Here is a 23868-nt window from a genome sequence, read left to right as displayed (position 1 = left end):
ATGCGTAAGAAGATAGCGATCATTGGCGACCGGTTCATGCTGCCGGAGGTGTTTCGCGCCAAAATCGAGGAGGTCGCGACTGGCGATCTCGATATCAGGACATTGCAGACGGCCTGGCCCGACGAGCCGATGGAGTTCGGCGATCCGGCGCTCGGCCTCGACAGGATCAAGGAATATTTCGGCCATCCCGATGAGGTCGTGGATTTCATCGGCGATGCAGAGATCCTTGTCACCCAGCTTGCGCCGCTCTCGGAAGGCATGATGCGACGCCTGTCGACACTGAAGCTCGTCGCGGTTTCGCGCGGCGGCCCGATCAACATCGACATGGAAGCGGCCAGGGCGCACGGCATCGGCGTGGTCAATGTGCCTGGCCGCAACGCTACCGCCGTGGCCGAGTTCACCATCGGCGCCATCCTGGCCGAGACTCGGCTGATCCGGGTCGGGCACGAGGCCTTGCGTAAGGGCGAATGGCGCGGGGATCTCTACCGCGCCGACCGCACCGGCCGCGAACTCAGCGAAATGACCGTCGGCGTCGTCGGCTACGGCAATATCGGCACCAAGGTGGTGCGCCTGCTGCGCGCCTTCGGCTGCCATGTGCTCGTCTGCGACCCTTATGTGCAGTTGAGCGCGGAGGACCGCAATGCCGGTGTCGAACTGGTCGCGCTGGACGACCTCCTGTCCCGCTCCGATGTGGTGACGCTGCACTCGCGCGTAACCGCCGAGACGCGTGGCCTGATCGGCAAGGACACGATCGCGCGGATGAAGCCCGGCGTCATCTTCGTCAACACCGCGCGCGGGCCGCTGGTCGACTATGACGCGCTCTACGAGGCGCTTGTTTCAGGGCAGATCGCCAGCGCCATGCTGGAGACCTTCGCGGTCGAGCCGGTGCCGTCGGACTGGCCGCTGCTGCAATTGCCCAACGTGACGCTGACGCCGCACATAGCCGGCGCCTCGGTGCGCACCGTGACCTATGCCGCCGAGCAGGCAGCCGAAGAAGTGCGGCGCTATCTCGCCGGCTTGCCGCCGGTCAATCCGTGCTGAGGGCATCAGCCATGGAGCGCAACTCCCGCAGCGGGGCAACGGCCAGATGAACGGCGGCAGTGATATCGTCGACCTCTTCGTCATCGGCGGCGGCGTCAATGGCGCTGGTATAGCGCGCGATGCCGCCGGGCGCGGCCTCTCGGTCATCCTGTGCGAGAAGGACGATCTCGCCGAGGGCACCAGCTCCCGCTCGGGCAAGCTCGTCCATGGCGGCCTGCGCTATCTCGAATATTACGAGTTCCGCCTGGTGCGCGAGGCGCTGATCGAGCGCGAGGTGCTCCTGGAATCGGCGCCACACATCATCTGGCCGATGCGCTTCGTGCTGCCGCACAGTCCGGATGATCGGCCGGCCTGGCTGGTGCGGCTGGGCCTGTTTCTCTACGACCATCTCGGTGGCCGCAGGCGGCTGCCGGCGACCCGCACGCTCGACCTGCGCACGGCGCCCGAGGGTGCGCCGATCAAGGACGCCTTCAAGCGCGGTTTCGAATATTCCGACTGCTGGGTCGATGATGCCCGCCTCGTCGTCATCAATGCGCTCGACGCCGCCGAGCGCGGCGCGAAGGTTTTCACCCGCACCGCTTGCACGGCCGCGCGCCGCGAGAACGGGCTTTGGGTCGTCGAGATGCGCAGCGGCAGGACCGGCGTCAAGACAGAGGTCCGCGCGCGCGCCCTGGTCAACGCGGCCGGTCCCTGGGTCAACGACATCGTCAACCGCGTGGCCGGCCAGAACTCCAGGCGCAACGTCCGCCTCGTCAAGGGCAGCCATATCGTCGTGCCGAAATTCTGGGAGGGCCGGCAGGCCTATCTCATCCAGAACAGCGACAAGCGCGTCATCTTCATCAACCCGTACCAGAACGATCTTGCCCTGATCGGCACCACCGACATCCCCTATGACGGGCGGCCCGAGGACGTCAGCGCGGACGAGAGCGAGATCGACTACCTGATCAAGGTGGTCAACCGCTATTTCAAGCGCGGCCTTGCGCGCGATGATGTCGTCTACTCGTTCTCCGGCGTCAGGCCGCTCTATGACGACAATGCCGACAACCCAAGCGCGGTGACTCGCGACTATATCTTCGAACTCGATGCGCCGGACGGGCAAGCGCCGCTGCTTTCCGTCTTCGGCGGCAAGATCACCACTTTCCGCAAACTGGCCGAGCACGCGCTGGACAGGATCGCGCCCTTCTTTCCCCGCATGGGAAAACCCTGGACGGCCAAGGCGCATCTGCCTGGCGGAGACATCGCCAATGCCGATTTCGAGCAGTTTCTCGGCGACCTTGGCGCCGAATATCCGTGGATGCCGGCATCGCTGCTCAAACACTACGGCCGGCTCTACGGCACAAGGACGCGGGCCTTGGTCGGTGCGGCGCGCTCGATCGATGAACTCGGGCAATGTTTCGGCAAGGACTTCTTCGAGCGCGAGGCCAATTACCTCTTCGAGCGGGAATGGGCGGTGACATCGGCCGACATACTGGAGCGGCGCACCAAGCACGGCCTGCATCTGTCCTTTGGGGAGCGCATGGCTTTCGAGGACTGGTGTGCAAACCGGCTGGCGAGGGCAGGCTGATGGCTAATCCCACCGATACCGGCGTCAGCGAATTTCGCATGCTGCGGTGCCTGTCGGCCAGCATCGGCGCCGACCCGCTGCTGGTTCAGGGCGCCGGCGGCAACACATCGATAAAACAGGCCGGCGTGCTGTGGATCAAGGCGTCCGGCACGTGGCTGAAGAATGCGGGCGACAGCGAGATCATGGTGCCGGTCGCACTGGCGCCGCTGCTCGATGCGCTCGCGCGGCGGAGCCCGGCGGCGGAGAAGGCGGCGCAGTTCACGCTCGCCGAGCTCAATCCCCGCCAATTGCGGCCGTCCATCGAGACGACGGTGCACGCGCTGCTGCCGCAGAAGATCGTCGTCCACGTCCATTGCGTCCAGACGATCTCGATTGCCGTGCAGGCCAATGCCGAAGCCCTGCTCGACGAGCGCCTGCGCGGCCTCGACTGGGCCTTCGTCCCCTATCGCCGGCCCGGCCTGCCGCTGGCGCAGGCGATCGCCGAGCGGCTGAAGCCCGCGACCGACGTGCTGGTTCTCGGCAATCACGGCCTCGTGGTCGCTGCCGACACGGTTGGCGAAGCGGCCCTGCTTTTGCAAAGGGTGACCGGGCTGCTGACACGACGGCCGCGCCCGACGCCGTCGCCCGATCTCGACGCGCTGCTGAGACTTGCCGCGGGCAGCGACTACCGGCTGCCGGCCTCGGCGGCCGCGCATGCCGTCGCGACCGATCTCGCCAGCTGCCGTATCGCCGCTTCCGGCAGCCTCTATCCGGATCATGTGATCTTCCTTGGCGTCGGCTCGGTAATCGCCGGCCCGGGCGAAAACGCGGCTGACGTCGTTGCCCGCACCACTGCGGCGCCGACATCCATCCTCTTTCCCGGCAAGGGCGTGCTGATGCGCCGCGACGCCAATGCCGGCGCGGAGGCCATGGCGCGCTGCCTGGCCGACGTCACCGCGCGCGTCGACGAGGCGGCGCGTGTCAACTATCTCAGCCCGAACGAGAACGCCGAATTGCTGGACTGGGATGCCGAAAAATACCGCCAGCAGCTCAATCGCGAGGAGGCGACGCTGCAATGAACGGCGTCCTCTTCATCGCCACGTCATGGCGCCGGGAGGGATAGCGGTTTGGCCTTCACGCTCTCCCTCAACACCAATCCGCTGGTCAACCGCTTTGCCGCGCCGGACGATCTGATCGACACGATTGCCTATGATATCGGCATCAGAGACGTTCAGCTTACGCATGAATTCGTCAATCCGGGCTGGCCGGCGGCCACCATCGTCAAGTTCATCCGCCTGTTTCGGGGCGCCTTGCAGCGCACCGGCGTACGCATCACCTCGGGCATGACCGGCCCTTATGGCCGTCTCAACCATTTCGGCCATCCCGACGCCGATGTGCGCCGCTACTATGTCGACTGGTTCAAGACCTTCGCCGACATTTCGGCCGAACTCGGCGCCAGCGGCATGGGCACGCAGTTCGCCATCTTCACCCACCAGGATTATGACGATCCGTCGCGCCGCGCGCGCCTGTTCGACATCGCGCTGAGCTGCTGGGGCGAGGTCGCCGAGCACGCCCGGGCGGCCGGCCTGAGCTATCTGTTCTGGGAACCGATGTCTGTCGGCCGCGAATTCGGCCACACGATCGAGAACTGCCGCCAGCTGCAGGGCGCGATCGATGCGGCCGGCATGGCCATTCCGCTGGAGATGATGGTCGACATCGATCATGGCGACGTCACATCAAGCAATCCGGCCGACATCGATCCCTATGCCTGGGCCGAGGCTTTCCCGCTGAAGTCGCCGATCATCCATATCAAGCAGTCGTCGATGAACAAGGGCGGCCACTGGCCGTTCACGTCGGCTCACAACAAGGACGGCCGCATCACGCCGCAAAAGCTGCTGGAAACTGTGCGGCGCGGCGGCGGCACCGATAACGAGATCTGCCTGGAACTGTCGTTTCGCGAGCGCGAGCCGGTCGACCACCAGGTCGTCGCCATGATCCGTGAATCGGTGGACTACTGGGCGCCGTTCATCGATACGGGCAGGCCCGGCCTTCTGCCGAAAGCCGGATAGAAAAGGGCGGGTGCCGATGCGGCTCCCGCCCTTTGAACGCTCGCTGGAAGCGGCCGAACTCAGCCGAACTTGGGATCGAGACTGCCCGACTTGTAGCGCTTGGCCATTTCCGACACCGGCAGCGGCTTGATCTTCTGCGCATTGCCAGCGGTGCCGAACTCCTCGAAACGCTGCTTGCAGAGCTTCCTCATCGCAGCCATGGCCGGCGTCAGGTACTTGCGCGGATCGAACTCCGAGGGGTTCTCGGTCAGCACCTTGCGGATCGCTCCGGTCAGCGCCATGCGGTTGTCGGTATCGATGTTGATCTTGCGCACGCCATGCTTGATGCCGCGCTGGATTTCCTCCACCGGCACGCCCCAGGTCGGCTTCATCTGGCCGCCATATTTGTTGATGATCTCCTGCAGGTCCTCCGGCACCGAAGACGAACCGTGCATGACCAGGTGCATGTTGGGCAGGCGGCGGTGGATCTCCTCGATGACGTTCATGGCCAGCACCGCGCCATCGGGCTTGCGCGAGAATTTGTAGGCGCCGTGGCTGGTGCCCATGGCCACCGCCAGCGCATCGACATGCGTGTCCTTGACGAATTGCACCGCCTGTTCGGGATCGGTCAGCAATTGGTCGTGGCTGATGGCGCCCTCGACGCCGTGGCCGTCCTCCTGTTCGCCGCCGCCGCTCTCGAGCGACCCCAGCACGCCGATCTCGCCTTCCACCGACACGCCGCCCCAATGCGCCATGTCGACGACGCGGCGGGTGATGCCGGAATTATAGGCGTAGTCGGCCGGCGACTTGCCGTCCTCCTTCAGCGAGCCATCCATCATCACCGAGGTGAAGCCGTACTGGATCGCGGTGACGCAGGTGGCTTCGTTGTTGCCGTGGTCGAGATGCATGCAGACCGGGATGTCGGGATGAATCTCGACCAGCGCGTCGATCAGCTTGGCCAGCACCACGTCATTGGCATAGGCGCGCGCGCCGCGGCTCGCCTGCAGGATGACCGGCGACTTGGTCTCCTCGGCAGCTTCCATGATGGCGAGGCCCTGTTCCATGTTGTTCATGTTGAAGGCCGGCACGCCATAGCCATGTTCGGCGGCGTGATCGAGCAATTGTCTCAGAGTGATGCGAGCCAACGAATAGTCTCCCGTATCTGTTTCAAAGCCTGTGGTTGCGGGCCGCCCGCGCACCGGTCGGTCCCATCCATGCTTCTGGCCGGAATTGCGCCCGACCGCAACCGCGACAGACCGTCCCGGCAGCAATTCTTGTTACAGCGCCGCGATATGATGCGGCCTGATATCCCAGGAAGTTATCTCATTATAACAAAAAAACTGATACTTTTGCGATGATTTCTGTTACATCCTGGGGCTGGTCAAGGAGCCAATCGGCGATCGGCGGCGATGAAAAGCGATACCAGGCGGCAAGGCATCATGGACTTCCTGATGGACGCCGGCGCGGCGAGCGTCGACGATCTTGCCTCGCGCTTCGGCATTTCCAGGATGACCGTGCATCGCGATCTCGATGAGCTCGAGGAGAGCGGCTTCCTGCGCAAGGTGCGCGGCGGCGCCTCGATCCAGCCGAGCGGTCTCTTCGAAAGTGATTTCCGCTACCGGCAGAAGCAGGCAACGGAGGAGAAGCAGCGCCTGGCGGCGGCGGCCGTCGCCATGGTCGAACCAGGCCAGACCGTCATCATCGACGACGGCTCGACGGCGGGCGGGATCGCGCGGCATCTGGCGGATCTGAGGCCGCTGACGGTCATCTCCAACAATCTGGCCGTCATCGACGACCTGGCAAGTGCCGGTGGCATCAACCTGATCGCGCTCGGCGGCCAGTACAGCAAGAAGTTTCACGGCTTCTTCGGCCTGCTGGCCGAGGCGTCGCTGCGGTCGCTGCGCGCCGATGTCGCCTTTCTGTCCTCATCCGCCATCCACGGCGCCTCCGCTTTCCATCAGGATCAGGAGGTGGTGCAGAGCAAGCGGCTGATGATGGCCGCGGCGACCCGCAAATATCTGCTGGTCGACCATGGCAAGTTCGGCCGCACGGCGCTGCATTTCCTGACCGATCTCAAGGCGTTCGACACCGTCTTCACCGGCCGCGAGCCCGAAGCCGGGATGCGCGCGGCGCTGGATGCGGCCGGGGTGTCGCTGAGGGTGGTCGGCAGCAGCGATTGAGGGTCAGGGAGAGTACGCGTGGTTTACTGGGTCGGTACAAGCTGGAAGATGAACAAGACGCTCGCCGAGGCGCTCGATTTCGCCGAAGCCCTGGCCGGTTTCGTCCCCGGATTTGACGACCGTATCCAGCCTTTCGTCATCCCCTCTTTCACGGCGGTGCGCCAGGTCAAGCAGGCGCTGTCGGCGACGCGGATCAAGGTCGGCGCCCAGAACATGCATTGGGCCGATGCCGGCGCCTGGACCGGCGAGGTTTCTCCAGTGATGCTCACGGACTGTGGCCTCGATCTGGTCGAGCTCGGCCACAGCGAACGGCGCGAGCATTTCGGCGAGAGCGACCGCACGGTTGGCCTGAAGACGGCGGCAGCCGTCAGACACGGATTGATACCGCTGATCTGTGTCGGTGAGACGCTGGCCGAGCGCGAAAGCGGCAAGGCAGATGCTGTGCTGACCAGCCAGGTTGAAGGTGCTTTACAATTCCTCGAAGGCGAGGCGAGGGGTGCAAGGATACTGTTCGCCTATGAGCCGGTCTGGGCGATCGGCGACAAGGGTATTCCGGCCAGCTCGGACTATGCCGATAGGCAGCAGGCGCTGATCAAGAAGGTGGCCGGCGGCCTGCTGCCATCCGTGCCACCAGTGCTCTACGGCGGCAGCGTCAATCCCGGCAACGTCGCCGAACTGATCGGCCAACCCCATGTCGACGGCCTTTTCATCGGTCGCTCCGCCTGGCAGGCCGAGGGCTACATCGACATCCTGCGCCGCGCCTCGGCGGCGATCTGAAACGAACGCATCCAAACGCATCCAGGAAGGACCATGACCATGAAAATAGCCATTGGAGCCGACAGCGCCGGCAAGCCGCTGCTCGATGTCATTTCAGCCCATCTCGCCGGCAAGCCCGGCCTCGTCGTCAGCGACCTCAGCCAGTCCGGCTTCTATGCCGACCTGTCGCAAAAACTCGCCCAGACGATCGTCGACGGCGAGAACGATCGCGGCATCCTGTTCTGCGGCACCGGCATCGGCGTTTCGATCTCGGCCAACAAGGTGCCGGGCATCCGCGCGGCACTCACCCACGACACCTATTCGGCCGAACGCGCCGCGAAATCCAACAACGCGCAGATCATCACCATGGGCGCACGCGTCATCGGCCCGGAACTGGCAAAGGCGATCGTCGACACCTGGCTTGCTTCCGAGTTCGATGAAAAAGGTCCGTCAGCCGGAAATGTCCAGGCGATCAACAAGCTCGACGCCGCAAAACCCGCCTGATTTCTCAGGCCGGGTCCGCGGCGTAGCCGCGCGTTTATTTCTGCCTGCCGAGTCTGGCGGCCAGGGAACGCCGAACATCCTCCTCCGCGTCGTCCAGCAGATCGACCAACAGTTTGCTGGTGGCCGCCGGATCGCGGTTTTCGATGGTCTCGACAATCCGCCGGTGCAGTCCCAGCGAGTGGCGCTGTCCAGCCGGATTGTCGTCCGAAAGCCGGAAGCTGATCACCAGGGCGGTTTCGATCAAGGCGGCGAGCGAACCGATCAACTCGTTGCCCGACATGTGCAGGATCGCCTGGTGGAATGCCAGATCCGGTATCGCGAAGCGCTCGCCGTCGTCGCCGGCCTTTTCCATCTCTTCAAGGATCGCCCGCAATTCGGCGATCTCTTCGGGACTGGCGCGCTCAGCCGCCAGGGCTCCGGCCGTCGGCTCGATGGCGCGGCGAAGCTCGAACAGCGAGCGGGCCTCCTCCGCCGTCGTTCTTGAGCCGAAACGCCACAACAGCACATCCGGATCGAGAAAATTCCAGTCCTTGCGCGGGCGCACCCTGGTCCCGGTGCGGGGACGCATTTCCACCATGCCCTTGCCCGCCAGAACCTTGACGACCTCGCGCAGGCCGGTGCGGCTCGCGCCATAGGAGGCGCTCCAGTCGTCGCCATTGGGCAACTGGTCGCCCGGCGTGAGCTCACCGCGTACGATGCTGAGACCGATCTCGTTGAGCAGTCTGGCGTGAAGGCCGGAATAGGAGGCGCCGGCCATGCGCGACGCCATCCGGGATGCTCGGGGAAAGGCAGTCGGAATCTTCATACTATTCCCATTATTCATACGATTGTCACGTGCCCACCCTAGTGAGCACATCGTTGACCCTCCCGCCAGAGCGATCGACGAACCACAGCGCGGATAAGAGCCGAAGAGCCACAAAATCTCGAATCTTGCCATCGCCGACGGCGCATCGCCGTCGTTGGCCGATGGCGTGCGCGTCGAGCCGTCGATCATACACACCAACAGGAACGCGCCAGAAAATGCCTCACAAAATGATTGATCAGATCAGCAAAGCCGCTCTTATGCGCGCGGCCTGCATTCCGAAAACCATGACCTCCTGCGTCTTGCTGTCAAGCGCCCTTCTCATGACATCGGTGCCCGCGTTTGCCGTCGAACCCTGGATCATGGTCGAGAAGACCACCTTCACCGGCAGCGCCATAAATTCGAAGCAGCAGGGCGTGACCACGGACGGCACGAACTGGTACTTTTCCGGTACCAATATCCTCGAGCGTACCGACAAGAACTATAACCCGTCATTGACTGTCTCGCCGGCCATCCCGCTCGCTCTCCAGCTTCCGTCTGAATTCTCCAGCCTAGGGCTGAACCATATTGGCGACATCGACTATGCCGACGGGCTCCTCTACATTTCGCTGGACACGAGCAAGCGCGATCCGATCACCGGGGGCAAATATGACCACCCGGTTTTCGCGGTTTATCGCGCGAGTGATATGAGCTTTACCGGCCAGGCTTTTTCGCTCAATCCGCCCCATGGCACCCATGACGTCGCCAGCTGGGTCGCTGTCGACGCCAAGAACGGCCTCGGCTATGGCATGGCCTATGAAAACGCGACCGAGATCGCCGTCTACAATTTGTCGGACTGGAGCTTCAAGGAATACATCCCGCTGACGCAGACCATCGATCAGGCGCAGGGCGGCAAACTCCTCGACGGCTGGATGTATTTCTCCACCGACAATGACGAGAAGCTCATCTACCGGGCGAACCTCAAGACCGGCGAGGTCGAGATCCTCGGCAATCTGAAACTCGACCGCGAGCAGGAAGTCGAAGGGCTTTCCTTCAACCAGACGAAGGATGGCTGGTCGATGTACATCCTCAACCGGGAACCGCTGGAGACGGACCCGAACGTCGAGGCGGTCGGCTTCTACCGCTATCTGCGCCCCTACGGGAATGCGCTTTCCGGCGAAATCCACGCCGACATCAACGGCGCGCTTGTCGAGGACAGCCGCTTCGCGCGGGATGCGGCGAACCGCCGGCTGCAATCCGCCTTCGACGCGGTCTCCGCCCCGGTCCTGACGACCGCCAGCATCGACGCAGGCGGCATTCATGCCGGTTCCGCCAATGCCGACGGCATCGTGATCTGGAGTGAGGCGCTTGCGATGACCGGCAAGGCGGATGGCGTCGGCGATGCCGCCGCCTTCGGCCGCAACACCGCCGGATTCGTTGGCGGCGCCGATATGCCAGTGGGCGACTGGCGGCTTGGCGTGCTGGGCGGCTACAGCCATTCCAGCTTCGATGTCTCCGATCGTGCTTCGTCCGGTTCGAGCGACAATTATAATCTCGGCGTCTATGCCGGTACGCAGTTGGGACAGCTCGGCTTCCGCGCCGGGGCGATCTATGGCTGGCATAATATCGACACCAGGCGCAACGTCGTCTTCCCTGCCTTCAGCGAACAGCTTTCCGCCAATTACAATGCGGCGACGGCCCAGGCCTTCAGCGAACTGGCTTACCGGATCGATCTCGGCCGCAACGCCTTCGAACCCTTCGCCAACCTCGCCTATGTCAATCTGAAGACCGACGGCTTCGCCGAGACCGGCGGTACGACATCCGCGCTGACGGCCCAGGCGATGACGACCCAGAACACCTTCTCGACGTTCGGCGTTCGCGCTTCGACCCAGTTCGACACTGGTGCGACGAAAGCCGCCCTGCATGGCATGCTGGGTTGGCAGCATGCCTATGGCGATGTCGGCCCGACTTCCGACCTTGCCTTCAACACCGGAGCGTCCTTCACCATTTCGGGCGTGCCGATCGCCCGCGATGCGCTGGCGGTCGAAGCCGGCTTCGATGTTCTGCTGTCGCCCAATGCCACGCTGGGCGCGGCCTATTCCGGCCAGATCGCCAAGGGGACCGACGGGCATGTCTTCAAGATCAACTTCGATCTGAAGCTGTAGGTGATCACCGGCGCGGCCGTGCGTTCATCGGGTTGCCAATCCGGTGGACGGCACGGCCGCTCACGGTCTCTGTCGGGGCTGGGCGTCAGCCCAGGCTCCTGGTCATCGCATCGATGACGGTGACGGCCGAGGCCGCGCCCGGGTCGATATGTCCAAGCGAGCGTTCGCCAAGCCGCGACGAGCGGCCCTTGGCGGCGACCATGTCCTTGGTCGCCTGCGCGCCGCGCTCGGCAGCGGCCAGGGCGGCGGCGAGGCTTTCGGACAACGTCTTGCCGGCTGCCTGCGCCGCCCCGGCGGCATCGGCCGCGGGCAGCCAGGCATCGATCATCGTCTTCTCGCCGATCTCGGCCTTGCCCCGGTCGCGAATGCCTTGCGCCATGGCCTGGAACAAGGCGACGACATCGGCGTCCGAGAGTTGGGCCTTACCCTTGACGGCGGCTGCCGCGCGCATGAAGGCGGTGGCGTAAAGCGGACCCGAGGATGCGCCGACCGCGTTAAGGAACGACTTCGCCGCCGTGTTGAGCAAGGCCGTCGGCTCGGTCGTTGCGAGATCGAGCGGCGCCAATGCGTCGCGCACGGCGCTGAATCCAAGCGCCATGGCGATGCCGTGGTCGGCATCGCCGATGACGCCGTCGAGCTGGCAGAGCCGGTCCTTGTCGGCCTCGATCGACACGGCGATGGCGTCGAACATTTCTCTCAGATCAGCGGCATCGATGGTCACGGATTGCTCCTCAGCCGGCGCGGAACATGGCGCAGTCACAGGGGTGGTCGAGCATCGCCTGCAACTCGTCATCGAGATGAAAAAGCGTCACCGAGGCGCCGGCCATTTCCAGCGACGTGCAGTAATTGCCGACCCAGGTTGCGTGGATGGAAACGCCGATCGCGTCGAGCCGCTGCTTGACCCTGCGGTTCATGATGTAGAGCTCCATCAGTGGGGTCGATCCCAGCGAATTGACCAGCACCGCGACCTTGTCGCCGTGCCTGGGCGTCATTTCGGCGAGGATCTTGTCCAGCATCTCGTCGGTGATCCCGTCGGCCGTTCCGAGCTTGCCACGCGCTATGCCCGGTTCGCCGTGGATGCCCATGCCGATCTCCATTTCGTCGGCGCCGATCTCGAAGTTTGGGCGCCGCGTCTGCGGCAGCGAGCAGGGCGAAAGCGCCACGCCCATGGTGAAGGTATGGTCGTTGGCCTTGCGCGCGATGCGCTCGCATTCGTCGAGGGAGAGCATGAGGTCGCAGGCGGCGCCCGCCGCCTTGAAGACGAAGAAATTGCCGGCCACGCCGCGGCGCTTGTCCCGCTGGTCGCGTGGCGCCGATGCGACATCATCCGTGGTCAGCACCGTGCGCACCTCGATGTCGTCCATGCCAGCCATCTCGGCGGCCATGTCAAAATTCATCACGTCGCCGGCATAGTTGCCATACATGAACAGGACGCCGGCGCCGCCGCTCACCGCCTTGGCACATTCGAGGATGGGATCGGGCGGCGGCGAGGCAAAGACATTGCCGATGGCCGCCGCGTCCGCCAGTCCCTTGCCGACGAAGCCGAGAAAGGTCGGCTCATGGCCGGAGCCGCCGCCGATCACCAGCCCGACCTTGCCTTGTCGTGGCCCGTCGCGGGCAATGATCGAACGCGGGCTGCCGTCGGCGCTGCGGAGATGGCGGGGATGCGCGGCGAGGATCCCTTCAAGCATCTCGTCGACGGCGCGGTTGCCGTCATTGATGATCTTCTTGGTCTGCACCGGCATCCTCCGAACCAATGCATGCCGCCCAAAAGTGACCCCGGTTCCGGGGAACGGCATGTATGAAAACAAGCAACCTGAAGCGCGCCGCCCCGAGTCCGCTCGAACGCGACGCGCTTCAGGTATTTTCCCGAGATAGTACAGGCTGTTACCGGGATTTCCACCCCGGCATCGGCGCTTCAGGCAGCGATCTTTTCGCGCGCGGCGAGAATTTCGACACAGGCCTTGGCCGCCTCCTTCCCCTTGACGGTGAAGTGCTCGAAGAAGAAGCGGTGATGCTCGGCGCTGTCGTGATAATTGTGCGGCGTCAGCACCGCCGAAAGCACCGGCACGCCGGTCGACAGCTGTACGTTCATCATGCCGTCGATGACGGCGCTGGCGACGAACTCGTGCCGGTAGATGCCGCCATTGACGACGAAGGCCGTGCCGAGGATCGCCGCGTAGCGGCCCGTCTGTGCCAGCGTCTTGGCGTGCAGCGGTATTTCGTAGGCGCCGGGCACGTCGAAGACATCGACGGCGAAGCGCTCGCCGCCGACGTTGGTCATCTCCGCCTCGAAAGCCCTGACGCACTGGTCGACGATGTCGGCGTGCCAGCGCGCCCTGATGACGGCGATGCGGGTCGTTTCATAGTCTTTGTGGGAATGCTGATTCATGGGTCCATCCTTCCGTTTCGAACCAGAATCAGGACGCACGAAACGAAATGCGGCCCGCCGGGGCGGTCCGTCTTCCGTTCGTTCTCTTTCATCCGGACTGTAACCGTCGGCTCCGGAATCACACCGGATCTGCTGACCTTTCCGGTTTTGCCGGAAAGCGCTCGCGGGCTTGGGTGGAACCCTTACCGCCGGTGGGGACTTTCACCCCGCCCTGAGAACATTAACGGCCCTGTATGGGAGAACGGCACTGCGGCTGTCAACGCGGCAGCGGCGGATGGCCAATCACGTTCTGTCGACTGGAGCAATCCGATGAGAGCAGCCTATCGGCTGCGCCAGGTCGCCGCCGAGGCGGCAACCAGCATCAGCACGGCCGCGACCATCGCACAGATGGCAAAGCCGAAACTGGAATAGAGCGGCCCGAAGCCGGTGGTGCCGACGAACACCGCCAGATAGGTCACCGCGCTGTTGAGGCCCATGATCGTACCGCGCCGCGACGGATCGAGCGCCGACAGGCGCGTCACCAGCACGTTCAGTCCGAAATGATTGGCAAGCCCCCAGGCGGCCACCATGGCAAGCGTCAGGCCATAGCTGTTGCTCGCGGCGGCAATCGCCACATAGACGACTGCGACGAGCAGATAGGCGAAGGGCATGACGCGGCGCGCGCCCAGCCGGTCGATGACGCCGTCGAGCAGGGCTGCCGTGCCGAAACCCACCCCATAGGCAAGTGCGGCGAGCCCGTTGGCGCTCACCGGTTCTCCCAGGCCGACATGAAGATGATCGCCGAGATAGCCGTAGACGCCGTAGAAAGCGGTCATGAAGGCGGCGCATGCGACGAGCAGCGGAATAATGCCGGGGGTGGTCAACGCTTCCAGCGGCGCGGGCGCGGGTCCGGCCTTTCTGGCGTCGCTGAGCGAGGTCATCGTCAGTCCCGTCCAGGCAAGAGCCGCAAGCACCGCGACGGCGGCGAAGACGGCGCGCCAATGCACGAGGTCGGCAAGCACCGCTGACAGGGAAACACCCGCCACCATGCTGAGCGTCCACCCGGTCAGCACCACGCCGATCGTGCCGCTTTCCCGTCCGGGCGGCGCGATGGCCGCAGCGCTGGCATAGATTGCCGGCATCGCGACGCCGGCGGCGATGCCGGCGAGAAGCTGCGCCGCGACCAGGGCGATCACCGTCGGTGCCAGCGCACTGGCGACCAGTGCCGCGGCCAGCGTCAGCAACGCCGCCTGCAGCATGCGCCGGGCGCCGATGCGGTCGATATAGCGGGCCAGGAACAGGGCGCTCGCCGAGGTGCCCAAGCCAAAGGCCGCCGCCGCCATCATCACGGCCGGGACGCTGGTGGCGAATGACGCGGCCACGGCCGGCGCGATCGGACCAAGCACCAGTGAATTGGAGCCGATCACGGCGATGCAGCCGGTCAGCAGATAGGCAAGGGCAGGGATTGGCGCGCGCGCGGCTGCCGGCAATGAGGCTGCTTGATCAGTGTTCGACATATTCACATAATGGCCGAATTTCATTCGGCGCAAAAACGGAAATCCAGACATGGACAAAGAAACAGATAGCATTCCGCGGAACAGGCTAGCGCCTCGCGAAATCGATGCGACTGACCGAAAGATATTAGGCGTTCTCGTCGAGGACGCCACGATCAGCTACGCCGAACTCGGCGATCGCGTCGGGCTTTCTCCGCCCGCCGCCCATGAACGGGTCAAGCGGCTTCGCCGTAGCGGGGCCATTCGCGGCACAGCCGCCATCGTCGACCCTAACGCGGTGCGAAAGCCCTTGCTCGCCTTTGTCCATATCGACACCAAAGGCTGGGGGAAGACGCCCGAACTGATGGCGGTTTCGCAGTATCCGGAGGTCGAGGAGATCCACACCGTTGCCGGCGACACCTGTGTCTTGCTCAAGGTGCGTACCGAGGACACGCGGGCGCTCGAGGGTCTGCTGTCGCGTCTCTACGAAACACCCGGCGTCACCACGACGCGAAGCTATGTCGTCCTGTCGACCTATCTCGAGCGGCCGGTCCAGCCCGGCGTCACGGCGCAGTGGCCGACGCCCAGCCATATGAGCAAGCCGTTGTACTGACTGATCCGCGTTACCCGCGCTCGGGGAACATCGCCTTCAGCCCCTCGCGCGAGGCTTTCGCCACGCCGCGCTCGGTGATGAGCCCGGTGACCAGCCGCGCCGGGGTCACATCGAAGGCCGGGTTCGCCGCCGGCGTCGCCTCGGGCGAGATGCGCACCTGGGCGATCCTGCCATCCGATGTCTTGCCCCAGACGAGCGAAACCTCATCGCTGGAGCGTTCCTCGATCGGAATCTCCTTCAGGCCGTCATGGACGGTCCAGTCGATGGTCGGCGAGGGCAGGGCGACATAGAAGGGGATATTGTTGTCGGCGGCGGCCAGCGCCTTGAGGTAGGTGCCGATCTTGTTGCAGACGTCGCCGTCGGCGGTGGTGCGGTCGGTGCCGACGATCACCATGTCGACCGCGCCATGCTGCATCAGATGTCCGCCGGCATTGTCGACGATCAGCGTGTGCGGCACGCCATGGCCGGCCATCTCCCAGGCGGTCAGCTGGGCGCCCTGGTTGCGCGGCCTTGTCTCGTCGACATAGACGTGGACGGGAATGCCGGCCTCGACAGCGAGATAGATCGGCGCGGTCGCGGTGCCGTAGTCGACAGTCGCCAGCCAGCCCGCATTGCAGTGAGTGAGAATGTTGACGGTCTCGCCCGGCTTCTTGCCGGCGGCGATCTGCTTGATGATCGCAAGACCGTTTTCGCCAATGGAGCGGTTCAGCCCGACATCCTCGTCGGCGATCTCGCTGGCCCGCCGGTAGGCGGCTTCAGCGCGTTGTTCCGTCGGCAACGGCTTGAGGAAGTCACGCATCTCGTTGAGCGCCCAGCGCAGATTGATCGCCGTCGGGCGCGTCTCGTGCAGCGTCTCCCACACGGCGTCGAGCGCGGCATCGGACGCATCCTCGGCCATCTGCATGGCGACGCCATAGGCGGCGGTGACGCCGATCAGCGGCGCGCCGCGCACCCACATGTCGCGGATCGCGGTGGCGATGCCGCCAACCGTGCCGATCCTCTCGATGCGGAACTCATGCGGCAGCCAGCGCTGGTCGATGATCTCGACCGAACGCTTGTCGTCGCTCAGCCAGATGGTGCGGTAGTGGCGGTCGCCGACGTTCAAATGTCATTCTCCTGTTCGATCAGCGCGGCGAGATGGTTGACCTCGTCGATACCGTGTATCTGGCGCCGGTTGACGGCGATGTGACGGCCGAATTTCAGCGCCTTCGCCTCGCAGGAAGCGCGCAGGTCCTCGTCGGCGATGGTCTCGAAGTCGGCATTGTGGGCGAGGCCAAGGATGCGCCGGTGCACCTCGATGCCGGCGAACCCCAGAAGGTCGTCCCAGATCTGGTGCAGCACTTGGTCGAGCGCCTGTTCGGCGCCGAGCCTGTCGCCCTGATCCTCGAAGAGGCTCTTCTGATAGAGCATGCCGGTGCGTTCGGTTCGCCACAGCTGCGAGAATTCGGCGCGGAACACCGCCCAGGTCTCGGCGGTCACATCGAGCAGATAGGCGCGCATCGCATCGCGCTTGCCGTCCTGCTCGTGGCCGCGCTGCGAGAAGAAGGACATCCAGAAATTGGCAAGCAGCATGCCGACATCGAAGGCCATCGGGCCGTAAAAGGCGAATTCCGGATCGATCATCCGGGTCTCCTTGTCGGTGACCATGATCGAGCCGGAATGCAGGTCGCCATGCAGCAAGGTCTCCGCATTGGCGGCGAAGAGGTGCTTCAGCCTTTGCGCCTCGACCTTGAGGTCGCGGTCGGCACGCAGCTCGGCGACAAGGCCGTCGAGCTGCGGGCTGGTGTGCCGGTTCATCTTAGCATCGAAATAGGGGTCCGAGAAAACCAGGTTCTCGGTGATGTCGCAGAGCTCGACATTGTCGGCAAACAGCGCGAGATCCGCCTTGCGCTCCCTCGTCACCATCGAGAAGTCGGAGCCCCGGAACAGGGTGCGGGCCATGAACAGGCCGATATCCCGGGCAATGTTGGGCAGTTGCCGGCCTTCGATCAGCGCCCGCCGCAGGATGATGTGCGGCGACAGATATTCCATGATGATCAGCGCCTGGCTCTCGTCGAAATGATAGATCGCCGGCACCGAGCCGGGCGCGCGTCGCTCCTGCCGGGTCAATGCGTGATATTCAAAGAAGGAGCGCTTCAAGGGCAGCGGCCAGCTGTCGCCGACAAGGCGCACATAGGGCAGGGCCTGCTTGACCACGGCGGCGCCACTGGCGCCCTCGACGATGAAGACGAGGTTCAGGTTGCCGTCGCCGACTTCGCGGACTTTCCATTGCGTGGTGTCCTTGCCGATCTCAGCGCACAGCGCTTCGTTCGTGCCGAGGCGTGTTGCCAACGTCTCCACCGACAATGCTTCGAACGGCGATTTCCCGGTCATTCTGCTCCCTCCCGCCTTTGCGCTCCGATCATAGGGGAGCCTTGGCGGCGGGGCCAAGCTAGGAAGCTGTCTGGCAATTGTCAATCGTGTTGACAATTGCCGACATTGACCATAGCGTCGTCGTCAGGGAGGAATGCATGGTCGGCAATGCCGTGTTCCGCGTGGAGGGATTGAGGAAATCCTTTGGCCGCAACGAGGTGCTTGGCGGCATCTCGCTCGATCTGCATTCCGCTGAAGTGACCGTGCTGATGGGCGCCAACGGCGCCGGCAAATCCACGCTCGTCAAGATCATCAGCGGCGTCTACGAGCGCGGCGGCGGCACAATGACGCTTGCGGGGCAGGATTTCGCGCCGAACACGCCGGCCGAAGCGATCCGCGCCGGTGTCGTCACGGTCCACCAGAACATCAATGACGGCGTGGTCGCCGACCTCGATGTCGCCACCAACCTGACGCTCGACAGGCTGAGCGGCCGGGGCGCCCCGACCATTTTCAATCCCGCCCGCGTCCGCCGCGAGGCGAAGGCAGTCGCTGATCGCATGGGGCTCGCCATAGATCTCAAGGCCCGCGTCAGCGATCTCTCGCTCGCCGACCGCCAGATGGTCGCGATTGCGCGGGCCCTGGCGCATCAGCCTAAGGTCCTGATCCTTGACGAGCCGACCTCTTCGCTGTCCAGTGCCGAAGCCGACCGGCTGTTCGCGCTGGTCGACCGCTTGCGCGGGCAGGGCGTGGCGATCCTTTATATCTCGCATCGCATGTCTGATATCAGGCGGCTTGCCGATCGCATCGTCTCGATGCGTGACGGCATCGTCTCCGGCGCATTCGACAGCAAGCCGCTCGACTATGAAGGCGCGGTCAACGCCATGCTCGGCCGCAAGATCCATCTCGACCGCATCGTTGCCAGGAGTTCCGCCAAGGCGGTGCTGACCGTCGACGGCCTGCGGATCGCGCAGGGCGCGCGCCCGATCTCGATCACCCTTGGCGATGGCGAGGTGGTTGCCATCACCGGCCTTGTCGGCGTCGGCAAGACGGCGCTCGCCGAAACGCTGTTCGGGGTGCGCAAGCCTTTCGCCGGCACCATGACGATGGACGGCAGGCCTTATGCGCCGCGCTCGGCGGGTGATGCCATCGCCGCCGGCGTGTTCCTTGTCGCCAAGGACCGTGCGACCAGCGGCATCGTCGGCGGCTTCAACATCGAGCGCAATATCAGCCTGCCTTTCCTGAAGCGCATGTCCGGGCTCAGTGTTCTCAAGCGTCGCCTGGAGCGCGCCACCGCGCGCCGGCAGATCGAGGAACTGGGCGTCGTCTGCCGCTCGGAGAAGGACGAAATGTCGGCACTGTCCGGCGGCAACCAGCAGAAGGTGATGGTCGCGCGCTGGATGGCGCAGGATGCAAGGCTGTTCGTGCTCGACGAGCCGTTTCAGGGCGTGGACATTTCGGCGCGGCGCGACATCGCCGCCAAGCTGAGGGCAAGCGCCAATGGCCGCGCCACGCTTTTGTTCGTCACCGAGATCGACGAGGCGCTGGAGACGGCCGACCGCATTCTTGTGATGTCGGAGCACACCATCGTCGGCGAACATCGCAACGCCGATATCGATATGGACCGCCTGTTGGCCGAGGTCGCCGGCGGACCGCTGCACAGCGCGGCCTGAGTGTCGCGATGGGAAATGGAATGGAGAGACCATGAGTTCGGACCGGATGAACAGGACAGCCGCGCCGGGGTGCGTTGAATGACGCTGCGCGACTACGCCATCCGCTACGGCTTCATCGTCCTCCTGTTCGGGCTGGTCGCCTACTTCGCTATATCGGCCGACGGGTTCGTCTCGCCGCAAAGCGCTGTCTTCATCTTCCAGTCGGTCGCCATCACCGGAGTGCTGGCGCTTGGCGTCACCGCGACGCTGGTGGTCGGCGGCTTCGATCTTTCGATCGGCTCCGTGGCCACCTCAGCCATGATGGCATCAGCCTATGTCATGGTGGTGCTGGAGCAGAACGCGTTCGTCGCGGTCATCGTCTGCCTGCTCATCGGCGCCATAGTCGGACTGATCAATGGCTGGCTGATCGTCTATATGCGCGTGCCTGATCTCCTGGCGACGCTCGGCATGATGTTCCTGCTCGTCGGCCTGCAGCGCATTCCGACGGAGGGACGTTCGATCGCCACGGGCATGACGATGCCCGATGGCTCTGTCGCCAACGGCAAGTTCTCCGATGCCTTCCTGGCGCTCGGCCGGCACCGCTTCGATTTCTTCATCCCGAACCTGATCCCGGTTTCCGTGGTGGTGCTTCTGGTGCTCGCCCTGCTGATCTGGTTCTTCCTGGAATACACGCGCTTCGGCCGCATGATGTATGCCGTCGGCTCCAATGAACGGGCCGCCGAACTCGCCGGTGCGCCTGTCAAGGCATACAAGATCTGGGCCTACATTATTTCAGGAGTTTTTGCCTCGATCGGCGGCATTTTGCTCGCCGCCCGGCTTGGACGCGGCGACATCGCCTCGGGTAATAATCTGCTGCTCGATGCGGTCGCCGCGGCGCTGATCGGCTACGCGGTGCTCGGCGCCGCCAAGCCGAACGCCTTCGGCACCGCCGTCGGCGCGCTGTTCGTCGGCATCCTGCTGCAAGGCCTGACGATGATGAACGCGCCTTACTACACACAGGATTTCGTCAAGGGCGTGGTTCTGGTCGTCGCCCTTGTCTTCACCTTTGCCCTGTCGGGCAGGGGCAGGAGGTAGTTTCGACCGGCTAGGTTTTGGGCTCAACAAGAGTGGAGGAAAACAAGGTGAACATCACAAGAAGAGTTTTGGGGAAGGCGGCTCTCGCGCTGGCCGGCGCAAGCATGCTCATACAGGTTCCGGCTTTTGCCGCCGACAAGCCGGCGCCGTTCGACAAGCCCGGCGTCAAGATCGCGCTGGTGCGCTATCTCTCGACCGGCGACTTCTTCCAGGCCTATCTCTCGGGCGTCGAAGCGCAGTCGAAGGCGCTCGGCATCGACCTGCGCGTGCTCGACAGCCGCCAGGATGCCGCGCTTCAGTCCGACATGGTCGACCAGGCGATCGCGCTCGGCGTGCAGGGCATCATCATCCAGCACGGCCTGACGGAATCGATGAAGGATGCCGCCCAGCGTGCCGTCGATGCCGGCATCAAGGTCGTCGCCTTCGACGTCAATGTCGAGAATCCCAAGATCCCGCAGATCGAACAGTCCGACAAGGATCTTGCCCGTCTCGCGCTCGAGCAGGCGGTGAAGGATAATGGCGAGAGCTGGAACGCTGGCTATGTCTATGTCGCCGGCATCGCGCCGCTCGACCGCCGCAACGAGACCTGGGTCGACGTCAAGAAGAAGTATGCGGGCATCAAGGAAGTCGCCATGTTCGGCACGCTAGACAACCCGATCGCCAATTCCGTCGCCAACCAGGCGCGCTCGGTGCTGTCGGCGCATCCCGACATCAACGTGATGTTCGCTCCCTATGACGAATTCGCCAAGGGCGTGAAGATTGCCGTCGACGAGGCAGGCCTCAACAAGAAGATCAAGATCTACTCCGCCGACATTTCGACGTCGGACATCTCCGCGATGCGCGAGCCCGACAGCGCCTGGGCGGCCACCGCCGCGACCAACCCGGCCGTCGTCGGCCAGGTTTCGGTGCGTGCCCTGGCGCAGTTGCTGGCTGGCGAGGACCCCGGCCACAACGTCATCGTGCCGCCGACCCTGATCACGCAGAAGGAGCTGATCGAGAAAGACATCAAGAACATGGAAGACCTGTCGGCCAAGCTGCCGCAGTTCGCTCATGCTGATGTCGCCATGCCGGCCTGGATGCCGAACCCGAACGCGAAGTAAGGCCGATCGCCATGGAAATAAAAGGGCGGCTTCGAGCCGCCCTTTTTTGTTCCGGGAGTGGTCGATCCTACCGCAGCGCGGCCGCTATGTTGCCGCCGTCGACCGTGGTTACGTCGGCGGTCGTGCGGTCGGCCAGCGCATGGTGCAGGAAGGCCTGCGCCACGTCCTGCGCGGTCACCTCCTGGCCCAGCAGATTGCCGGACATGTATTCCTTTTCCGACAGGCCGCGCGCGCCCGAACGGCTGGCGATCATGGCGTCGGTCAAGAGGCCCGAGCGGATGCGGTCGGCGTTGACCGCGTTCGAACGGATGCCATGGGCGCCGTAATCAAGCGCGTATTGCCTGGACAGGAACAGCGTCGCCGCCTTCGGGATGCCGTAGGCACCGAACTTCGGGCCGGGATTGATCGCCTGCTTGGAGGTATTGAACAGTAGTGCGCCGCCAGTCCCCTGTTCCAGCATGATGCGCACGGCGTTCTGCGCCGCCGACTGGTGAGCGAAGAAGTTGAGCTCGAAGCTCTTGCGCAGCAGCGCGTCGTCGAGTTCGCCGATACGGCCTTCCCAGGCTGCACCGGCATTGGACACCAGTATGTCGACGCCGCCGAACACCGCGACAGCCTTGTCGAAGGCGGCGCGCACCTGCGCCGGATCGGTGATGTCGGCGCCGACACCGATCGAATTGTTGCCGGCTTTCTTGGCGGCGTCGGCGGCCTTTTCGCCGTCGAGATCGACGACCACGGCATGCGCGCCATTGTCGGCGAACAGCTTGGCGGTCGCCGCTCCGATGGCGCCCGCGCCGCCGGTGATCAGCACGACCTGTCCAGTCAGCGGCTTCGGCTTGTTGGAGGCGAGCTTGGCCTGCTCCAGCGACCAATATTCCAGCGGGAACAGGTCGGCTTTCGACAGCGGATGGAAGTGCCCGACAGCCTCGGCGCCGCGCACCGCCTCGATCCACATCTCGCCGACATCGGATGCGATCCTGGCGTCCTTGAGCGTGCGGCCATGGCCGAACATGCCGAGCCCCGGCACCAGCGTCAGCCGCGGCATCGGGTCGAGCATGGTGCGCTTGACGTCGTCGAGCGCGTCATTGGTCTCGAAATAGGCGCGGTAGTCGTTGGCGAAGGCATCGACATGGCTCTTGATGACAGCCTTGTAGTCGCCGGCCTGGTCGGCATCGGGCGCCGGCACCGCCATCGGTCCGGTCTTGATGCGGATCGACAGATCCGGCGTGGAGACACCGCGCGCAGCATAATCGGCGATTTCAGCCGAATTGATGAAGTCGACAATGGCGTCAGACGTGCGGAAATCGCTGATCATGCGGTCGAAGCGGCCTTCGCCGCGCGGCGCCGCGACAGCGCCGCGCAGCATCGGCGCGATCGCTCCCGGCGTGGCGAGCTTGGCCGGCAACGCCGCCTTCGCCGACGCCGGCCTGGCGTTCTTGGCGACATAGTCCTCGGCAACGTTCACATAGTGGATCATGCGATCGTAAGCCTGCTTGGCGTCGTCGCCGAAGGTGAAGATGCCATGCTTGTCGAGGATCAGGCCTTCCACGGTCGGATCGGCGTCGAAGACATCGGCAGCCGCCTTGGCGAGATCGAAGCCCGGCATGATGTAGGGCACGTAGCCCATCTTTGCGCCGAAGACCTTCGCCACCAGGGGCTTGCTGTCTTCCTGGTCGACGATAGCCAGGATGGCGGTCGAATGGGTGTGGTCGACGAATTTGTGCGGCAGGAAGGCGTGCAACAGCGTCTCGACCGACGGGTTGGGCGAGGAGGGATCAATCAGGTTCGCCCGTTGCAGCGCGACCATATCTTCATCAGAGAGCCTGTCCAGCTTGCGCGCCTTGAGCAAGGCGCCCATCTTCACCGCCGGCAGGCCCTGCGGCTCGATGACGGCCATGTCCCAGCCACTGCCCTTGACGCACAGCACATCCCATTCATCGCCGACGAGGTCGGTCGCCTTGATCTTGCAGGAAGTGTTGCCGCCGCCATGCAGGACCAGCTGTGGCACGCCGCCCAAAAGCCGCGTCGTGTAGACGCGCAAGGCGAGGTCGCGGCCGACGCCCTTCTTCGCATAGTCGGCAACGAGTTTTTCGGCCGCGTCGTCGTTCCACAGATTTTTCATTTTTCGCTTCGTCCGGTTGCTGTCTTGGATGGTGAAACAGGAATGCCGCGACGCC

At 64.3% G+C, this 23868-nt stretch carries 21 protein-coding genes and 1 riboswitch; of the genes, 12 read left to right on the top strand and 9 right to left on the bottom strand.

Going from position 1 to position 23868, the window contains the following annotated elements; genetic code table 11:
- From J0I79_RS14090 to J0I79_RS14075, 4 genes are read left to right on the top strand one after another with little or no spacing between them, the layout of a single operon-like run.
- Positions 1–1041 carry a 2-hydroxyacid dehydrogenase gene (locus tag J0I79_RS14090; protein WP_292859340.1) on the top strand — a complete coding sequence of 347 codons (1041 nt, stop codon included), beginning with the start codon at positions 1–3 and terminating at the stop codon, positions 1039–1041.
- 46 nt (positions 1042–1087) lie between these two features.
- On the top strand, positions 1088–2605 hold the full coding sequence (locus tag J0I79_RS14085) for a glycerol-3-phosphate dehydrogenase (protein ID WP_292859336.1): 1518 nt from the start codon (positions 1088–1090) through the stop codon (positions 2603–2605).
- Positions 2605–3663 (top strand): class II aldolase/adducin family protein, encoded by a 1059-nt coding sequence (locus J0I79_RS14080; RefSeq protein WP_292859333.1) that lies wholly within the window; start codon positions 2605–2607, stop codon positions 3661–3663. Before J0I79_RS14085 ends, J0I79_RS14080 begins: the two co-directional genes overlap by 1 nt.
- 48 nt (positions 3664–3711) lie before the next feature.
- Complete coding sequence (locus J0I79_RS14075; RefSeq protein WP_292859330.1) at positions 3712–4653, top strand: TIM barrel protein; 942 nt, start codon at positions 3712–3714, stop codon at positions 4651–4653.
- A 59-nt stretch (positions 4654–4712) separates the two neighbouring features.
- Here the strand turns inward: J0I79_RS14075 and fba are convergent, their stop codons facing one another.
- On the bottom strand, positions 4713–5777 hold the full coding sequence (gene fba / locus J0I79_RS14070) for a class II fructose-bisphosphate aldolase (protein ID WP_140816912.1): 1065 nt from the start codon (positions 5775–5777) through the stop codon (positions 4713–4715).
- A 264-nt stretch (positions 5778–6041) separates the two neighbouring features.
- Between fba and J0I79_RS14065 the strand changes: the two genes are divergently transcribed.
- Genes J0I79_RS14065 through J0I79_RS14055 form a run of 3 tightly spaced genes read left to right on the top strand, consistent with a single transcriptional unit; the run spans position 6042 to position 8072 of the window.
- Positions 6042–6812 carry a DeoR/GlpR family DNA-binding transcription regulator gene (locus J0I79_RS14065; protein ID WP_292859321.1) on the top strand — a complete coding sequence of 257 codons (771 nt, stop codon included), beginning with the start codon at positions 6042–6044 and terminating at the stop codon, positions 6810–6812.
- 18 nt (positions 6813–6830) lie between these two features.
- Positions 6831–7589 (top strand): triose-phosphate isomerase, encoded by a 759-nt coding sequence (locus J0I79_RS14060; protein WP_292859318.1) that lies wholly within the window; start codon positions 6831–6833, stop codon positions 7587–7589.
- A 39-nt stretch (positions 7590–7628) separates the two neighbouring features.
- Complete coding sequence (locus J0I79_RS14055; RefSeq protein WP_292859365.1) at positions 7629–8072, top strand: RpiB/LacA/LacB family sugar-phosphate isomerase; 444 nt, start codon at positions 7629–7631, stop codon at positions 8070–8072.
- 34 nt (positions 8073–8106) lie between these two features.
- Here J0I79_RS14055 and J0I79_RS14050 read toward each other — a convergent pair whose 3' ends face one another.
- Complete coding sequence (locus J0I79_RS14050; RefSeq protein WP_292859315.1) at positions 8107–8841, bottom strand: FadR/GntR family transcriptional regulator; 735 nt, start codon at positions 8839–8841, stop codon at positions 8107–8109.
- 356 nt (positions 8842–9197) lie between these two features.
- On the opposite strand from J0I79_RS14050, the gene J0I79_RS14045 reads away from it, so the two are divergent.
- Positions 9198–11018 (top strand): autotransporter domain-containing protein, encoded by a 1821-nt coding sequence (locus tag J0I79_RS14045; RefSeq protein WP_292859312.1) that lies wholly within the window; start codon positions 9198–9200, stop codon positions 11016–11018.
- 85 nt (positions 11019–11103) lie between these two features.
- On the opposite strand, the gene dhaL is transcribed toward J0I79_RS14045, so the two are convergent.
- From dhaL to J0I79_RS14025, 4 genes are all read right to left on the bottom strand, one after another.
- Positions 11104–11739, bottom strand: a complete 636-nt coding sequence (gene dhaL / locus J0I79_RS14040) for a dihydroxyacetone kinase subunit DhaL (protein ID WP_292859309.1) — start codon at positions 11737–11739, stop codon at positions 11104–11106.
- Between the two features lie 10 nt (positions 11740–11749).
- Positions 11750–12757 carry a dihydroxyacetone kinase subunit DhaK gene (locus J0I79_RS14035; protein WP_292859306.1) on the bottom strand — a complete coding sequence of 336 codons (1008 nt, stop codon included), beginning with the start codon at positions 12755–12757 and terminating at the stop codon, positions 11750–11752.
- A 179-nt stretch (positions 12758–12936) separates the two neighbouring features.
- Complete coding sequence (locus J0I79_RS14030) at positions 12937–13410, bottom strand: 6,7-dimethyl-8-ribityllumazine synthase (protein WP_292859303.1); 474 nt, start codon at positions 13408–13410, stop codon at positions 12937–12939.
- Between the two features lie 76 nt (positions 13411–13486).
- Positions 13487–13633, bottom strand: a riboswitch (FMN riboswitch).
- A 97-nt stretch (positions 13634–13730) separates the two neighbouring features.
- A complete protein-coding gene (locus J0I79_RS14025) occupies positions 13731–14906 on the bottom strand; it encodes an MFS transporter (protein WP_292859300.1) in 1176 nt (391 codons plus the stop codon).
- Between the two features lie 49 nt (positions 14907–14955).
- On the opposite strand from J0I79_RS14025, the gene J0I79_RS14020 reads away from it, so the two are divergent.
- A complete protein-coding gene (locus tag J0I79_RS14020) occupies positions 14956–15495 on the top strand; it encodes an Lrp/AsnC family transcriptional regulator (protein WP_292859297.1) in 540 nt (179 codons plus the stop codon).
- 10 nt (positions 15496–15505) lie between these two features.
- Here J0I79_RS14020 and mtnA read toward each other — a convergent pair whose 3' ends face one another.
- Complete coding sequence (mtnA, locus tag J0I79_RS14015) at positions 15506–16600, bottom strand: S-methyl-5-thioribose-1-phosphate isomerase (RefSeq protein ID WP_292859294.1); 1095 nt, start codon at positions 16598–16600, stop codon at positions 15506–15508.
- Positions 16597–17868 (bottom strand): S-methyl-5-thioribose kinase, encoded by a 1272-nt coding sequence (gene mtnK, locus J0I79_RS14010; protein ID WP_292859291.1) that lies wholly within the window; start codon positions 17866–17868, stop codon positions 16597–16599. Before mtnK ends, mtnA begins: the two co-directional genes overlap by 4 nt.
- A 137-nt stretch (positions 17869–18005) precedes the next feature.
- Between mtnK and J0I79_RS14005 the strand changes: the two genes are divergently transcribed.
- From J0I79_RS14005 to J0I79_RS13995, 3 genes are all read left to right on the top strand, one after another.
- Positions 18006–19517 (top strand): sugar ABC transporter ATP-binding protein, encoded by a 1512-nt coding sequence (locus J0I79_RS14005; protein ID WP_292859288.1) that lies wholly within the window; start codon positions 18006–18008, stop codon positions 19515–19517.
- A 78-nt stretch (positions 19518–19595) separates the two neighbouring features.
- Positions 19596–20591, top strand: a complete 996-nt coding sequence (locus tag J0I79_RS14000) for an ABC transporter permease (RefSeq protein ID WP_292859285.1) — start codon at positions 19596–19598, stop codon at positions 20589–20591.
- A gap of 47 nt (positions 20592–20638) precedes the next feature.
- On the top strand, positions 20639–21691 hold the full coding sequence (locus J0I79_RS13995; RefSeq protein ID WP_292859282.1) for a substrate-binding domain-containing protein: 1053 nt from the start codon (positions 20639–20641) through the stop codon (positions 21689–21691).
- A 67-nt stretch (positions 21692–21758) separates the two neighbouring features.
- Here J0I79_RS13995 and J0I79_RS13990 read toward each other — a convergent pair whose 3' ends face one another.
- Positions 21759–23813, bottom strand: coding sequence for a bifunctional aldolase/short-chain dehydrogenase (locus J0I79_RS13990; RefSeq protein WP_292859279.1), 2055 nt, complete (start codon positions 23811–23813; stop codon positions 21759–21761).
- Positions 23814–23868: the final 55 nt, after the last annotated feature.

It is taken from the genome of Mesorhizobium sp., from assembly GCF_017306585.1.
Taxonomy (GTDB): Bacteria; Pseudomonadota; Alphaproteobacteria; order Rhizobiales; family Rhizobiaceae; genus Mesorhizobium.
Note: the sequence above shows the minus strand (reverse complement) of the source record. Positions and strands in the feature narration are given on the sequence as shown.

Excerpts from the sequence above, each read along its gene's own strand:
- J0I79_RS14080 (WP_292859333.1), top strand. The coding sequence starts at position 2,605 with ATGGCTAATCCCACCGATACCGGCGTCAGCGAATTTCGCATGCTGCGG.
- J0I79_RS14085 (WP_292859336.1), top strand. The coding sequence starts at position 1,088 with ATGAACGGCGGCAGTGATATCGTCGACCTCTTCGTCATCGGCGGCGGC.
- J0I79_RS14020 (WP_292859297.1), top strand. The coding sequence starts at position 14,956 with ATGGACAAAGAAACAGATAGCATTCCGCGGAACAGGCTAGCGCCTCGC.
- J0I79_RS14050 (WP_292859315.1), bottom strand. The coding sequence starts at position 8,841 with ATGGCGTCGCGCATGGCCGGCGCCTCCTATTCCGGCCTTCACGCCAGA.
- J0I79_RS14005 (WP_292859288.1), top strand. The coding sequence starts at position 18,006 with ATGGTCGGCAATGCCGTGTTCCGCGTGGAGGGATTGAGGAAATCCTTT.
- J0I79_RS14000 (WP_292859285.1), top strand. The coding sequence starts at position 19,596 with ATGACGCTGCGCGACTACGCCATCCGCTACGGCTTCATCGTCCTCCTG.
- J0I79_RS13990 (WP_292859279.1), bottom strand. The coding sequence starts at position 23,813 with ATGAAAAATCTGTGGAACGACGACGCGGCCGAAAAACTCGTTGCCGAC.
- J0I79_RS14025 (WP_292859300.1), bottom strand. The coding sequence starts at position 14,906 with ATGTCGAACACTGATCAAGCAGCCTCATTGCCGGCAGCCGCGCGCGCG.
- J0I79_RS14030 (WP_292859303.1), bottom strand. The coding sequence starts at position 13,410 with ATGAATCAGCATTCCCACAAAGACTATGAAACGACCCGCATCGCCGTC.
- mtnK (WP_292859291.1), bottom strand. The coding sequence starts at position 17,868 with ATGACCGGGAAATCGCCGTTCGAAGCATTGTCGGTGGAGACGTTGGCA.
- J0I79_RS14045 (WP_292859312.1), top strand. The coding sequence starts at position 9,198 with ATGACATCGGTGCCCGCGTTTGCCGTCGAACCCTGGATCATGGTCGAG.
- J0I79_RS14090 (WP_292859340.1), top strand. The coding sequence starts at position 1 with ATGCGTAAGAAGATAGCGATCATTGGCGACCGGTTCATGCTGCCGGAG.
- J0I79_RS14065 (WP_292859321.1), top strand. The coding sequence starts at position 6,042 with ATGAAAAGCGATACCAGGCGGCAAGGCATCATGGACTTCCTGATGGAC.
- J0I79_RS14055 (WP_292859365.1), top strand. The coding sequence starts at position 7,629 with ATGAAAATAGCCATTGGAGCCGACAGCGCCGGCAAGCCGCTGCTCGAT.